16 protein-coding genes are annotated in these 14,066 nt (G+C 60.1%); 6 read left to right on the top strand and 10 right to left on the bottom strand.

The genetic code is table 11. From position 1 onward, the window contains the following. The first annotated feature begins 5 nt into the window (after positions 1 to 5). The 5 genes from BUC04_RS20280 (at position 6) to nfsB (ending at position 2,541) form a co-directional block, all read left to right on the top strand. Positions 6 to 452, top strand: coding sequence for a hypothetical protein (locus tag BUC04_RS20280; protein ID WP_067662035.1), 447 nt, complete (start codon positions 6 to 8; stop codon positions 450 to 452). Then, a complete protein-coding gene (locus BUC04_RS20275) occupies positions 449 to 898 on the top strand; it encodes a hypothetical protein (RefSeq protein ID WP_067662033.1) in 450 nt (149 codons plus the stop codon). The genes BUC04_RS20280 and BUC04_RS20275 overlap by 4 nt, the downstream gene beginning before the upstream one ends. A 34-nt stretch (positions 899 to 932) precedes the next feature. Then, positions 933 to 1,343, top strand: coding sequence for a hypothetical protein (locus BUC04_RS20270; RefSeq protein ID WP_067662030.1), 411 nt, complete (start codon positions 933 to 935; stop codon positions 1,341 to 1,343). Positions 1,344 to 1,355: 12 nt separating this feature from the next. Continuing rightward, positions 1,356 to 1,790 carry a hypothetical protein gene (locus tag BUC04_RS20265; protein ID WP_143165820.1) on the top strand — a complete coding sequence of 145 codons (435 nt, stop codon included), beginning with the start codon at positions 1,356 to 1,358 and terminating at the stop codon, positions 1,788 to 1,790. Between the two features lie 94 nt (positions 1,791 to 1,884). Next, complete coding sequence (gene nfsB, locus BUC04_RS20260; protein ID WP_067662023.1) at positions 1,885 to 2,541, top strand: oxygen-insensitive NAD(P)H nitroreductase; 657 nt, start codon at positions 1,885 to 1,887, stop codon at positions 2,539 to 2,541. A 52-nt stretch (positions 2,542 to 2,593) separates the two neighbouring features. Here nfsB and BUC04_RS20255 read toward each other — a convergent pair whose 3' ends face one another. The 8 genes from BUC04_RS20255 to imuA form a co-directional block, all read right to left on the bottom strand. Then, the gene (locus BUC04_RS20255) at positions 2,594 to 3,577 is read right to left on the bottom strand and encodes a hypothetical protein (RefSeq protein ID WP_067662020.1); all 984 of its coding nucleotides are present in this window, start codon (positions 3,575 to 3,577) and stop codon (positions 2,594 to 2,596) included. 96 nt (positions 3,578 to 3,673) lie between these two features. Next, positions 3,674 to 4,627 (bottom strand): alpha/beta fold hydrolase, encoded by a 954-nt coding sequence (locus BUC04_RS20250; RefSeq protein ID WP_067662018.1) that lies wholly within the window; start codon positions 4,625 to 4,627, stop codon positions 3,674 to 3,676. 91 nt (positions 4,628 to 4,718) lie between these two features. Beyond that, positions 4,719 to 5,072 carry a GFA family protein gene (locus BUC04_RS20245; RefSeq protein ID WP_067662016.1) on the bottom strand — a complete coding sequence of 118 codons (354 nt, stop codon included), beginning with the start codon at positions 5,070 to 5,072 and terminating at the stop codon, positions 4,719 to 4,721. Continuing rightward, entirely contained in the window at positions 5,072 to 5,419 is a 348-nt protein-coding gene (locus BUC04_RS20240; RefSeq protein WP_067662013.1) for a DUF1428 domain-containing protein, read from the bottom strand. Before BUC04_RS20240 ends, BUC04_RS20245 begins: the two co-directional genes overlap by 1 nt. Before the next feature lie 108 nt (positions 5,420 to 5,527). Next, positions 5,528 to 6,391 (bottom strand): alpha/beta hydrolase family protein, encoded by an 864-nt coding sequence (locus tag BUC04_RS20235; RefSeq protein WP_067662011.1) that lies wholly within the window; start codon positions 6,389 to 6,391, stop codon positions 5,528 to 5,530. Between the two features lie 77 nt (positions 6,392 to 6,468). Continuing rightward, positions 6,469 to 9,576 (bottom strand): error-prone DNA polymerase, encoded by a 3,108-nt coding sequence (locus BUC04_RS20230; RefSeq protein WP_067662137.1) that lies wholly within the window; start codon positions 9,574 to 9,576, stop codon positions 6,469 to 6,471. Positions 9,577 to 9,715: 139 nt separating this feature from the next. After that, entirely contained in the window at positions 9,716 to 11,155 is a 1,440-nt protein-coding gene (locus BUC04_RS20225) for a Y-family DNA polymerase (RefSeq protein WP_067662009.1), read from the bottom strand. Beyond that, positions 11,155 to 11,865 carry a translesion DNA synthesis-associated protein ImuA gene (imuA, locus tag BUC04_RS20220; RefSeq protein ID WP_067662006.1) on the bottom strand — a complete coding sequence of 237 codons (711 nt, stop codon included), beginning with the start codon at positions 11,863 to 11,865 and terminating at the stop codon, positions 11,155 to 11,157. Before imuA ends, BUC04_RS20225 begins: the two co-directional genes overlap by 1 nt. Positions 11,866 to 12,106: 241 nt before the next feature. On the opposite strand from imuA, the gene BUC04_RS20215 reads away from it, so the two are divergent. Beyond that, positions 12,107 to 13,054, top strand: a complete 948-nt coding sequence (locus tag BUC04_RS20215; RefSeq protein ID WP_067662003.1) for a LysR family transcriptional regulator — start codon at positions 12,107 to 12,109, stop codon at positions 13,052 to 13,054. 244 nt (positions 13,055 to 13,298) lie between these two features. Here the strand turns inward: BUC04_RS20215 and BUC04_RS23785 are convergent, their stop codons facing one another. Together BUC04_RS23785 and BUC04_RS23780 are read right to left on the bottom strand one after the other, a co-directional pair. After that, on the bottom strand, positions 13,299 to 13,553 hold the full coding sequence (locus tag BUC04_RS23785; protein ID WP_143165816.1) for a hypothetical protein: 255 nt from the start codon (positions 13,551 to 13,553) through the stop codon (positions 13,299 to 13,301). Positions 13,554 to 13,665: 112 nt separating this feature from the next. After that, positions 13,666 to 14,037 (bottom strand): SLATT domain-containing protein, encoded by a 372-nt coding sequence (locus BUC04_RS23780; protein WP_073326121.1) that lies wholly within the window; start codon positions 14,035 to 14,037, stop codon positions 13,666 to 13,668. Between the last annotated feature and the right edge of the window lie 29 nt (positions 14,038 to 14,066).

The raw sequence follows: 14,066 nt of genomic DNA, 5'->3' as shown, positions 1-14,066 counted from the left end.
GAACCATGGACACACCCAGCTTCACCGGCGATCCAAGCATGGAGTGGTGGCATCGGCTACAGCCACTGCGCAGCGTACTGAAGCAGATGGGGCTGCCCCATCGCCGCGATGGCCAAAACCTGCTGATCCCGCTTGGTCCTTTTCGCACTCCCCTCAAGGTTCGCTACAACCCCGCTAATCAAGGCTTTGACTTTCACACCGGCTGGCTTCGCGCCATCGGCATAACCGGCCTGGTGGTGCCCTACGCTATCTGGATTCTTTTTGCTCAGCAGGTCAACGGCCTCAGCGCCCTTTGCGGAGGCCTGTACCTGATGTTCAGCCTGGTGATGCTGGCAGATGCACTTTACCGTGAGAATCTGGCCAACACCCTGCGCCTGGGACTGGTCACACAGGGTAACAGCGCCAGTCGAACCGACATTGGCAATCAGCAGCAAGGAAAGCCGTGCCAATGACCGTCAACACTGACGATTCGCAATCCCAGTCAGAACGCGCTGAAGCCTCATCGCGGAGTCAGGACGACTGGTGGCAACCCTATCACCCCTTGTGCCAGCTGCTTGATGATATGGGCCTGCAGTACCGGAGAAAGGATCGTTTCCTGATCATCGAACACGGTGGTTGGTTCGGTCGCCTCTCGGTCAGCTACAACATCGTCAACAAGTGCATCGATTTTCATACCGGCTGGACCCACTCAGTGATTGGCGCGCACCTCTCGTTCCTGCTGGCAGCGGCATTTCTCTACATTGGTGGGGGACTCTATCTCTCGGGAGCAGCAGTAATGATTGCAGGGACGCTAACCAGCCTGCTGGGCAGTTTGCGCTCGGAGAATCTGGCCAACATCCTGCATCTGGGGTTGGCCCAACGACTCAACAGCGCCAGAACCAAGGCCACCGAGGAATAGCCGGTCATTGAAAGGAATCGCAAGGAAGCGAACCATGGTAAACAGCTCAACTAACACATCGAACGAGGCTAGCAGCGAAAGCTGGTGGCTGCGCCTGCAGCCGCTTTGTGCCGTGCTCGAGCAATGGGGCATGCCCTATCAAAAGGCATTCCAACGCCTGGAGATCCCCATGTCTGGAACACTGGGTGGCAACCTGTCCGTCAGCCACAATCGCCAGACCGGGCAGTTCGAATTTCACACCGGCCTGAACTTCGCCCTGTTCCTATTGCTCTGGACACTGCTGCTGGGGATCCCAACCCTGGCGAGCCCGCAGGCTAGCTGGATAGAACAAGGGGTAACCGGGCTGGTGCTTTGGCTGTCGTTGTACAACCTGGTGCTATGCATTCTCAAGGAGAGCCTGGCGCAAAAACTCAAGATCGCGCTGGCACTGCAGTCCAATAACTAGGGTTAAGTGGCAATGGGAGCAATCAACAAGAAACAGACAATGGAATACGGCAAAAGTACCAGGGTGGATGAGAGTGTGCGGGCGAGCTTGGCGCCAGTAATGCGACTGCTAGATAAAACCCGCTACCCCTATCGCCTGCGCAAGCAGCGCTTGGAGATCTCTTTAGGGTTTATGCTGGGCAAGCTTCGCGTCACATACAACGAGGAACTCGACAGCTTCGACTACAAGACGCAGTTGCCAGGCGCCATCTATCTGATGACGATGGTGCTGTTCCAAGCCTTTGTTTCAACCACCTCATACAGCTCTTCTGGGCTTCATATTGTTTTGACACTCGGGTTGGTCAGTAGCGCCACGCTCGTCTTGGTCGGCGCTCTTATGCAGGAAAGCCTGGCCCAGCAGTTGCGCTTTGCCCTTGCCAAAGATCCCAAGGCCGACCAAGACCGTTAGCTCCGATATTGGATTCATCATCACTGCCACTTGTGTTCCCCCTGCGCTGTTCTAGGCTTGCGCATAGCCTTCGCCGCCAGTGCAGGAATCCAGCATGAACCTCATCGACGTCGCCAACTACCGCTACTCCACCAAGGAGTTTGACCCTAACCGCACCATCTCTGACGAAGATTTTCAGCAGCTTCGAGCACTGCTGCGCCTCAGCCCCTCCAGCGTCAACAGCCAGCCTTGGCACTTTGTCATCGCCAGCACCCCGTCAGGTCGGGCCCGGCTTAATAAGGGCACCCAGGGGCTCTACGGCTTTAACGAGGCTAAGGTGCGCGATGCCTCCCACGTGGTGCTGTTCTGCGCCAAGACCCAGATAGACGACGCCTACATGCAGCATCTGCTGGATAAAGAGGATCAGGACGGTCGCTTTGCCGAGCCGCAGTTCAAGGAGATGGTGCATGGGGGCCGCTCGCTGTTCGTCAATATGCACCGTTTTGACTTAAAGGACGCCCAGCATTGGATGGAGAAGCAGGTCTACCTCAATATGGGCACCCTGCTACTGGGCGCCGGCGCGTTGGGGATCGATGCGGTGCCTATCGAAGGAATGGATCCGAAGGCCCTGAATGAAGAGTTTGATCTGCTGGCCCAGGGCTACTGCGCCGTGGCGATGATCGCCTTAGGCTACCGCAAGGACACCGACTTCAACGCCTCGCTGCCCAAGTCCCGACTGGCAGAGTCGGAGATCTTTACCGATCTGACCTAGCCTGCTTGGCGAGCTCGCAGCACTCACACGAATTCTCGGCACGCCCGCCAGTTCAGCGCTGGGCTGGTGTGCCAACCCAACGCCGCCGAGCATAGAGCCCCAGCCAGATCAGCCCCGCCAGCAAGAACGCCAGCAGGTAGAGGATCAGCGGGATCCGCAGCACCTCGTGCAGTTGGCTCCAGCCCCGCTCGCTGTATACCAATGCCATGCCGCCTAGGTAAGCCGCCAACACACTCCAACGCAGCCATGGCCGCCAGCCCAGTCCGTGCATGGTGGTGATCACGAACATCCCGGCAAAGCCAAACAGGAACATCGGCCACATCTGGCCGCCGTTGACCCAGGCCACCAGGCTGCCGTGGATCAGCACGAAGCTCTCCAGCAGTGCGGTCCAGTAGCGGTTGCTGTGAGCGCGGGTGAAGATAAGACTGCCCTGCAGCAGCAACAGGAAGGTGTAGAAAAAGCCCACCAGGTGGCCGGGGGTGGACTCCATCGGGTGATACCAAAAGGTGTAGATGGTGGCCCAACAAAACAGGTAGCCGTGGTATCGCTTGAGCAGATCCCGGCACTGCGCCATCCAGGCGATCTTCTGGCCCGCCAGCAGGCCACGGCGCGGCGCTTCCATCACCAGCACCATCACCAGCAGCAATATCACCGAGCCTTGCGACGAAAATACCGAGACATCTTGCGCCAGGGCATCGTAGTACCAGTGGGTCTGAGCCCAGTGCAGAACTATAAACAGCAGGTTGCCGCCCAGGGCGATGAGGTTGAGCCGGTGCAATCCGGCCTGAGGCTTAAGCCGCTGGCTCTGACCGTAGGCGATGACACCCCACATAAACACCTGGTGACCCAGATATCCCAGCCAGGCGGTCAACTGAGCCCAACGGTTTGACTCCGGCAGCTGCCAGTAATACCAGCTGGCTCCGGTATCCGGCAGAAACTCGATGGTCATGCCAAAGGGGCGCAACCAGGCGATGCAGGCCGCCAGCAACACGCTGACGCCAATCCCCAAACCTAAAACGCGGTAACTGCTGTTCATCCCTCTCCTACCACGGTACCTCAGGCCCATGCCTCGATAATATCCTTGTCTCTCAGCCCTAAGCCAGTGCTATCCGACTGAGCTCGATCGTGCACTCTATCCCTGCTGCTGAAGTACTTCAGGTACCGACACCTGCTGAAAAAATCGCAGCAGCGCGGCGTTGACCTGCTCGGATCGCTCGTAGTGCAGCGCATGGCCGGCGTTGTCTATCAGCTCGAACTGGCCGTTGGGGCTTAAGGCCTTGCGCAGCTCTGGCGCGAACTGCTCCTGGGGAAACAGCCGATCCTGGTCGCCAAACAGCAGCAAGCTGGGGATCCCGAGCTGGCCGATACGGCGAAAATCCTCCATGGGATCAGTCTGTAAGTAGTTTTGCGCTGAGGCGATCAAAGCCTGGTCAAAGCCCTCGAAACGCATCTGTTGCTGATAGCGCGCCACCCAGTAGGGGAAGCGTTCCGGCTCCACCAGATCCTTAAGTTGTCGGTGCGCCAGACCCGGCAGGTAAAACACCTTGGCCAGGTAACTGCCCACAACCGGCCAGGCCAAGGGGCCGATGTCGATGGGACGACTGAAGGGAGCGAGGAAGCTGGCACTGAGCACCCGCTCGGGGTGATCGGCACTGAAAGCTGCCACTACGGCACCGCCCATGGACAGCCCCACCAGGTGCACCGTCTGCTCCGGTGCCAGGGCATCGAGCAGTTCAGACAGCAGGGTCACGTAGGTGGCCCGGCCATAGGCCAGCTTGGGGCGGTCAGAAAAGCCGCGGCCGTAGAGATCAAAGGTCAGTACCCGGTAGCCCGCCTTAGAAAGCCCCTCGACGTTACGCTCCCAGGTGTAACTGGGGATGGAAAAGCCGTGCACCATCACCACCAAGGGTGCAGCTTCGGGGCCTGTCAGCTGGTAATGCACCCGCCCTTGCGACAGAGTGACAAACTCCCCCGGTGCCCGGGCACGGTCAGCATCGGTTAGCGGCCCCTTCTCAAGGCTGCGCAGCTTGGGCAACCAGGCCAGCCCGACTCCCACCAGCAGCACCACGATCAACAACGCTTTCATCCTCAGCTCGCTCCTTAAGATGGGGCTGAATGGAACATAAAAGGTTAAAAATCAGGCACCAACATAACCTGTCTTGAGATTAATGACGACCTCAATCCAGGTAGCGCCAACTGTCGGCACCGTCGAAGCGACGAACGGGGATATCGGCTACCTGTGCCGACTCTGCCATCTGGAAGTTCACTGCCGCTCTGCCATCGGGACAGTCCGGCTCTGGGCGATAGTGGGTGACGCAGCCACAGTGGCGACAGTGACAGAAGGCGATCTGACGATCGCCCCAGACGTAGGTTTGGAGGTGTTCCTGCCCGTCGATTTCGAGGCTGGAATAGGTGAAGTAGCCCCACAGGCTGGCGTAGCGCCGGCAGATGGAGCAGTTGCAGTGGGTCAGGCGCTTGGGCCAATGGGGAAAGCGAACCCTAACCCGGCCGCAGTGACACGATATCAGCATCACAGCGTGAACAGCGGTTCGAAGCCGCCAAAGATCACCCGCTTGCCATCAAAGGGCATGTCGGATTCGCTCAGGCGCGGGTCTTTCATCGCCTGGGCCATCCCCGCATCGCGGGCTGCCTTGGAGGGCCAGGTGATCCAGGAGAACACCACGGTTTCATCCTCGCCGCACTGCACCGCCCGATGCATGTCGGTCACCTTGCCCTTGGGCACCTCGTCGCCCCAGCACTCGCAGTAGCCGGTGGCACCACAATCGGCAAACACCTCGGCGGCACGCTGACTCACCGCCAGGTAAGCCGCCTTGTTGGCGGTGGGCACCGCCAGCATAAAGCCATCCACGTATCCCATGAAAACGCTCCTTTTTTCAGGTCTCCATGAGTTTAGCCTGCTGGTGAGCGGCGTCGACTGCACCAAGGTCTATCCGGACACTCCAAAAAAAGTGCCGTAGACACTGGCTTACGCTGGGCTGTACTGCTCGACCCAACCCAGCATCTCCGGCCACAAAGGCCGGCCACGATCAGGCCGAAAAAAGCCGTTGTGACCCAGGCCACCGGTTTGAGCCAGCTTGTCGCCGCTGACGATACGTGACTCCTGGAAGGTGTTGGTGTAGCGATCGCTCAGATCCAGCACCGTGGCCGGCGGGGCCAGGTTGTCGTCGGCAAAGCCGTAGCAGAGCATCGGTAGGGTCAGCGCCTGGTAGCCCTCCAGCGGCAAATCGTGCTGATCACCAAACAGGTAGTTCGGATCGCGACCCCAACGGGCCCACTCACGGACGATACCAGAGGGGATGTCGTTGTTGGACAGCCCCACCTTGCGGGCCGGGAACAGCTTACCCAAGCTCAGCAGCGGTAAAAATACGTGCCAGTTCAGCCACATGCGTAGGCCTCGCCAACCATAGGAGCGCCAGTAAGGCACGCCCGAAGCCACCAAGGTGGCGGTCTTGAACTGGCCCGCCTCCGGCATCAGCCCCAGTAACTGGCCGCCGCAGCTGTGGCCAACAAAGTGCAGCGGCTTGTCCGCCAGCTTCTGATTAAGTGCTCGAAAGGCGGTGGGCATGTCCAACTGGCCCCAACTGCGCATCTGCGCCAGTTGCGGGTGCTGGCTGCTGTAGCGCGACTCCGAGATCCCCCGGTAATCGAAGGTCAGCACCAGGTACCCCTTCTCCGCCAGGTAGTCGGCGAACACCTGGTAGTAGGTGCGCGGTACACCCAGGGCAGAGGCCAGCAAGAAGCCCCCTTTCGGAGCGGTTTCCGGGTGGTGCCAGGTGGCGGCCAGCGGCTGCCCATCGGGGCAGATCAGTCGTTCGGTGTGGCGTTTCAAGCGCGTCGCCCTCGTAAGCAGGAAAGTCTCAATCTTTCCCAATGAGGCGACCGCCTGCAAGCCTCTCTGCAGCAATTTCAGTGGAAATCCCGCGAGTTGACGCTTAATTGCGCCACTTTGTCGGACAAGTCTTCCAATCGGCCCGCCACCACGTGGATCACCTCCCCTTCCCGTTCCAGTACCCCATGCACCTTCAACAGTCGCGCAGTGAGGTAGGGCTGGCGCTGAGCCCGGGCGGTGTCGGCCCACACCACCACGTTGCTGTTGCCGGTTTCATCCTCCAAGGTCATGAAGGTGACACCGGAGGCGGTGCCCGGCCGCTGCCGCCCCACCACCAGCCCCGCCAGCTTGACTCCCTGACCATGACGGCACTGCTGCAGCTGCTCCGCAGTCAGACAGCCCGGCAGCTCACCCTGCTCCCGCAGCAAACACAGGGGATGGCGCCCCAGGCTCACCCCGGTTTGGCGGTAGTCGTGGATGATCGCCTCCCCTTCACTGGGTCCGGCCAGGGATACCTCGCTGGCCTGAGACAGTTCAGCAAACAGCGGCAACTGCTCCGCCTCCCCCGCCAGCAACCAGCGAGCCTGGTGACGATGGCCCGCCACGTTACGCAGCGCATCTGCCGCCGCCAGTGCCTCCAAGGCGCCGCGATCCAGCCCGGTCAGCTTCACTAGTTGGTGCACATCGGCAAAGCCGGACTCGGGCCGAACCGACAGCAGCTTCTCCACCGCCGCTTGTGACAGCCCCTTCACCAGTCGAAAGCCCAGCCGCAGCGCCATCTCATCACCCACCCGCTCCACCTGGTGATCCCACAGGCTGGTTTGTAGATCGACCGGCAGTACCTTCCCCCCGTGGCGCTGCAGATCCTGCACCAGCTGAGAGGGGGTGTAGAACCCCATCGGCTGGCTGTTGAGCAGGGCGCAGGTAAAGGCCACCGGGTAGTGGTACTTGAGGTAGGCCGAGACATAGGCCAGCAGGGCAAAACTGGCGGAGTGGGACTCGGGGAAGCCATAGCCGCCGAAGCCGCAAATCTGGCGAAACAGCTGATCGGCAAACTCCGGCTTATAGCCACGCAGTGCCATCCCCTCCTTGAGCTCTCGCTCGAACCGATCCAACTGGCCCTGTCGCTTCCAGCTGGCCATGGCCCGGCGCAGCTGATCGGCCTGGCCGCCGGAGAAGCCCGCCGCCACCATCGCCAGCTTGATCACCTGCTCCTGGAAGATCGGCACCCCCAGGGTGCGATCCAGCACCCCCTTCACCGCCTCGCTGGGGTAGCTCACCTGCTCCTGGCCGTTTCGCCGCTTCAGGTAGGGGTGCACCATGTCCCCCTGGATAGGGCCGGGGCGGACGATGGCGATCTGCACCACCAGATCGTAATAACAGCGGGGCCGCAGCCGCGGCAGCATGTTGCTCTGGGCACGGGACTCGATCTGGAACACGCCGATGCTGTCGGCCTGGCACAGCATGTTGTACACCTCTGGCTGTTCCCACTGCACCTGCTCCATCCCCATGGGGCTGCCCCGCCAGCGGCCGATCAAATCAAAGCAGCGGCGGATGGCGCTGAGCATCCCCAGCGCCAGGATATCCACCTTAAGCAGGCCCAAGTCTTCCAGGTCGTCTTTGTCCCACTGGATCACGGTGCGATCCGCCATAGCAGCGTTCTCCACCGGCACCAGCTGATGCAGCGGCCCGGCGGAGATCACAAAGCCGCCCACATGCTGCGACAGGTGGCGGGGAAAGCCCAGCAGTTGCTCCACCAAGGGAATGAGAAAGCGGCCCGGCCCTTCCGGTTCATCAACACCGAGGCGGCTGAGCTGATCCTGCCACTTATGGGCCTTATCGCGCCGGTCGGTGCCACGGATAAGATGCTCGACGTAGGCCTCATCCAGCCCCAGCACCTTGCCCACGTCCCGCATCGCGCTCTTGTAGCGGTAGCTGATCACGGTGGCCGCCAGCGCCGCCCGCTCCCGGCCGTACTTCTGGTAGATGTACTGGATCACCTCTTCCCTGCGCTGGTGCTCGAAGTCCACGTCGATGTCCGGTGGCTCATTGCGCTCGCGGGAGATAAAGCGCTCAAACAGCAGGTTGACCTTGGTTGGGTCCACCTCGGTGATCCCCAGGCAAAAGCAGATCACCGAGTTGGCCGCCGAGCCCCGCCCCTGGTGCAGGATCTTCTGTTCCTTGGCGAAGCGGACGATGTCGTAGATGGTCAGAAAGAAGTAGTGGTAGCCCAGCTCATCCACCAGGGTCAGCTCGGTGTCGATCTGCTGCTGGATGCGATCCGGCACTCGATCGCCAAAGCGGCGATGAGCCCCGCTGGCCACCTCCTGGCGCAGGTAATCCGACGCGCTCATCCCATCCGGTACCAGCTCCGCCGGGTACTCGTAGCGCAGCTCATCCAGGCTGAAACGACAGCGCTTGGCCACCTCCAGCGTCTGCGCTAGCCACTGGGGCTGGTAGCGCTGCAACAAGCGCGAACGCGGCTTGAGGTAGGCATCACCATTGGCGGCCAGCCGATCCCCTGCCTGGGCCAGGGTACAGCCCTGGCGAATGCCATCGAGCACGTCCAGCAGCGGCTTGCGTTCACGCTGGTGCATCCGCACCTGCCCCGCTGCCACGATGGCAATGCCCAGCTGCTGTGCCAGCGCCTGCATTGCACTGAGTCGCGTGCCCTCCCCCGGCGCCAGCACCCGCTCCAATAGCAGCCAGAGCCGGTCACCAAACTGGGCCTGCAACTGCCTGGCCCGCGCCTCATCCTGCTCAGGTTGCGCCGGGGCCCACAGCAGCAGGCAATCGCTGAAGTCCGACTCGATATCCTGCCACTCAAAGCGGTATCGGCCCTTGTCACAGCGACGACGGGCACGGGTGATCGCCTGGCAGATCTGGCCATAGCCTTTGCGGGTCTGGGCCAGCAGCACCAGGGTGTCCTGGCTGTCATGGGGAGTGAACTCGCTGCCGATCAACAGCTGCAGGCCATGCTCTTTTGCCGCCTGATGGGCCTTCACCACCCCGGCCATAGAGCATTCATCGGTAATGGCCAGGGCCCGGTAGCCCAGTGCCGCCGCCTGGGCCACCAGCTCATCCGGATGGGAGGCACTGCGAAGAAAGCTGTAGTTGGTCAGGCAGTGCAGCTCGGCGTAGGCCGGGCCTCCATTAAGAGAGTGTTCACGTTCACCAGAGGCCAGCGCCTGACCAGCAGGCTCGTTCACGCTGACATTCTCGGCCTCATTACCGACTTGTTTAACCGCTTCTTTGGGCTCTCTGACAACGTCACTGACACTGGCATTGCGACTTATACAACCACTGGGGTTAGTGCCCACTGCGTCAGAACCAGCCATGCAGGAACCAGCCCTCGGCGCTTTTGAAGATCCAACCCAACCCACCGGAGGGCGCCTGGGCAACAAAGTAGTCCCGTGCCACCGGCTCACCACTCCACCAGCCGGACTCCACCCGCTCCGGCCCGCGCAGTAACTGGTAGGCCTGGCGCTCAATCGGCTGCGGTTGTGGCAACAGCCAGCAGGGGCGCTGCAGCTTTGGCCCAACCGCTCGCCCCTGGCCACCAGTATGATTACGGGTATGCTTACGTGTGTCTTGGCCCTGCCCTGCCGATACCGGCTTGCTGGCGTACTCCGGCTGGTGCTCTGCCACCGCCTGCACCGCACGCACCCGCTCTGAGCCCAAGCGGGCCGAGAGCTGGGCCAGCAGATCCTGCGCGGCACCGTCCGGGCTGCCACCGGCGATCAATCGGCCACTCTGGGCCTGAAGAGGTTGCAGTTGATCCCCCAGCACAGTGATTTCGATGACCGGTTCATACAAAGTCAGCCGCTCCAGCTTAAGCTGACACAGCGCCATCCAAGCCTCGGCCCGATGCTCATCGCCCGCACCCCGCAGAGCCAGTCGGGTGGCAGGTCGATGACGGTGATGCAGCAGGATCACCAGCTCTGGCAGCGCCAGCTGGCGCCGCCGAAGCATCTCGCCCAGCTCCGACAACAATCGCTTAAGCGGAAAGCGCAGCACCGCCTGATCGCTGATCTCCTCCATCAGCACCAGCTTGCGCTTATAGCGCCGAGGTGGCTGGTAATGAGGGCGAGGATCGGGCCGTTCACCGACAAGCCGCTCGAGCCACAGCAAAAGCTCTGCACCAAATCGCTGACCCACCTCGGCCCGGGGCAAGGCGCGTAGCTGCGCCAAGGTATGCACCCCCATGCTGGCTAAACGCGGGGCTTCCGGCCGTTCAAGCTGGACCAGGGACAAGGGTGCCAGCGCCTCAGCCACGGCGTTGGGTTCTGGCGCATCATGGGTGAGTTGGTAGGGCTCGCCATTGCGGGCCAACAGTGTGGCTGCCAGGGGGGTATGGGCCAAGGCCGCACGCCAGGGCAGTGCTAGGGCGTCAAGATCATCCTTGAGCTGGGCCAACCAACCCTCTAAGCCACCGAACAGGCGCAGCATGGAGCTGGCCTCCAGCAGCAGGGTATCCGGCGCCACCAGGTGGATCTGGCCGCTAAAGCCATAGGCCCACTGGGCCAGTTGCTTGAGTGCCTCATCGCTGTCTGGCTCACCCTGCAGCAGGGTAAGCTCTGCGCACAGCGCCGTGGCGGTGGCCAGGCGCTGCCCTACTGCCACCCCCGCCGCTTGTGCCACCGGGTTGCACTGCAACACCTTAAGGGGGTGGCCACCAATCAGTGCCAAAGGCTGGCCCGGTTCGGCCTGGCCCCTGGCCTGGTGATGCAGGCAGAGATCGATAAAGTGCAGACCCAGCAGCATCACCAGGGCCCCTGCACCACACCGGCTTCCGGCATGGTCACCTCAGCTGCAGGCCCCCCCTGCTGGAATCGATGCGTCGCGGGGGCATGTGGCACGGGCCTGTGAGGCAAAGGCAGCGGCAGATCTGGCGCAGGCCAGCCGCCACGTTGCTTGATCAAGCGCAGGGTACAGCCGCTCTGGCTGGCCACAACTCCCAAGCGCAGCGCCACCGCATGGTGCTCCGCCAACACCGACTCCGGCAAGTGCAGAAACAGCAGGCAACCGCCCTTTTGCGCTGCCAGCTGCAATCGCCGCGCTTCAGAACCGGAGAGCTTCTCCAGCCAGGCCAGGATCAGGCTACAGCGGCCAGAATTCAGCGCTTGCTCCAAGGTCCACAGTTGCTCCTTGCGGCACTCGGCATCCACCCAAACCAGGCGCTCCAATGCGATGCCGGCATCCGCCCAGGCCGGCGCATAGGGCTGGCCCGGTGGCGCCAGACACAACTGCCAGCGATCGGAAGATTGCTGCGCCTTCAGCACCGGCAGCAACAAATCCCCTAACCCGGTGCAATCGCCGATCAGCTCAACCACCCCCACCTGGGGCCAACCTTTGCCGGCCAACAGGTCATCCAGCGGCGCATAGCCACTGCCAGTGCCGGGGTTGTCCTGCTGCCACTGACGCCCCAACCAGATGTCGGTACGAGCCAGCAGTTGAGAGACGGGTGCTGCCATGGGAGAAACTCACGATAACTGTACATATATACAGTATAGCGAGATCTGGCCCCCCAATGGCAAGGATCAAAACGATCTTTCCATGCATCAACGCACACTGATGACAACGAGACTCCGGCGTCCAAGAAGCAACGAAAGGGTCTAAAAGGCGGTAAACTGGAGGGAATGTGACGGGACGGAACCATTGAAGATCCGGTGCCCATCAGTGAACCCAGCAAGCGTACGCAGCAAGGAGCGAGTCATGTCCATCGCCCACCAACTGGCCCTGTTTCACGACGTGGTCACCCAGGGTTCCTTCACCAAGGCCGCGACGCTGCACGGCATGGACAACTCGGCGCTGTCGAAGCAGATCAAGAAACTGGAAAGCACCCTGGGGGTACAACTACTGAACCGCTCTACCCGCTCCATCGCCCTCACCTCTGCCGGCGAGGCGATCCTGCCCCAGGCTGAGCGCCTGGTGGAAACACTCAACCAGATCCAAAGCACCGCCAACGCCTACCAGGCCACTCCGAAGGGGCTGCTTCGCATTACCGCCTCCATCTTCTTCGGCCAGCAGTACCTGCAACCGGTGATCGCGCAGTTTATGAAGCGGTACCCGGAGGTGCAGATCACCCTACTGCTGGACGACAAGCGAAGCGACATCATTGGCGAGCACTTCGACCTGGCCTTTCGGGTGGGGAAATTGAGTGAATCGAACCTGATTGCCCGCAAGATCGCGGATACCCGCTTTGCCATTGTAGCTTCTGAGCAGTTTATTGAGGCGCATGGCAAACCCACTACCCCAGAGGAGTTACTGGCCCTGCCAGCAGTGATCTACCATAACGGCAACGTCACCCTGGACCAGTTCCGCATCAGCGAACTTCCCCACAGTGAACAACTGCAAAACCACCGTATGCGAGGTAACTACAAGGTCAGTGACGTGCGCACCCTGATGGATGCAGTACAAGCTGGACTGGGCTACAGCCTGATTGACCTGTTCAATCTGGAACGGCCCATCAGTGAAATGAATCTGGTACCGCTACTCACCGACTACCGCCTCTCCACCATGGATACCGGCATCTACGCCATCTACCCCCACCGGCAACAAACCCCACTGGTTGTCGAGTTTATCCAAGCGGTGCAACAACACATCGGCACACCACCATTCTGGGAGCAGCATATTCCGGAATATGAGCAGATGTATCGCTGAATGTGTACGTCTGCTTTCGCACCAAACCGGCCACTCGTGACTTTTAATTCACTCAGTGTCCAAGATGCCAGAGCAACTAAAACCCTGGACAACTATTTCTGCGCCAAAGTGAGCATCCAGGGGGGTAAGCGAGGATGCACGCCTCTAACTTGCTGTCTGGCAGTAAACGTGCCAAACCGGGCATTCCACTCAGAATCCTTTGATCGCCACGCTAGCGAAGATGATACGCTTGTGAGGTGCATAATTAACGGCAGTTTGCGGTAATAAGTGCTGCTACTGCACTAGCAATTGCTGCAAATGTGGCGAGGACCATAAAAATAAGTTGAACTCTTGAGGCCCGATTTCGATTCCTTCGACCAAGCTCATGGGCTGCCTGTCGATTCCTCTTTTCCTGTTCGGTAGCCCCTTCAAATAACATATCCAACAGCTGCTCTTCGCTAAGTTTCTTTAGAGCATCGTGAGATATTGGTTTAGACTTTTCTTGGTCGGTGTGAGGCATGGACTTCACCTATCCATAATAAATTGCAAGTAATACCGTGTATAAATGCAAACTGGATTAAAACCAAGCAGACATAATTTGGCCCAGCATCAAAAGTCATGGCAGATATATGCTAACCATCTGCAGTGATCTCATCAGCTTCATTTAAGGCTCTAACTAAAGGATCATTATCGTGTACGTATTGGTTTCGAGCGCGCCTAAGAATACTGCGGGCGGTATTATATTTCTTTGCTTTAGAGTCAGGGCGCAAAAATGTCGAGAGGGCGGCTGTCACCGCGACAATCGCCGCAAAACCTTCAGTTGTTGCCCATTCAGGAATAGCTTTGTTGGCTAAAACTGCTGCTAAAGATACAGAGAGACCACCCAATATGAAGTGTATTGTCTGAAATATATATGCTCTAACTTTATAGCCCTTCTGCTTTTCTTTTACGCGTTCTAAAGCAGTTTCACTTTGTTTTCTTTCTTGGCTTTCATTTTCTTTCATCGAGTGCCTCCACACGATAGTTTAACAAG

The organism is Ferrimonas marina (assembly GCF_900129905.1).
GTDB classification, from domain to species: Bacteria; Pseudomonadota; Gammaproteobacteria; order Enterobacterales; family Shewanellaceae; genus Ferrimonas; species Ferrimonas marina.
The sequence above is the reverse complement of the archived record's forward strand: the minus strand, read 5'-3'. Positions and strand labels throughout refer to the sequence as shown.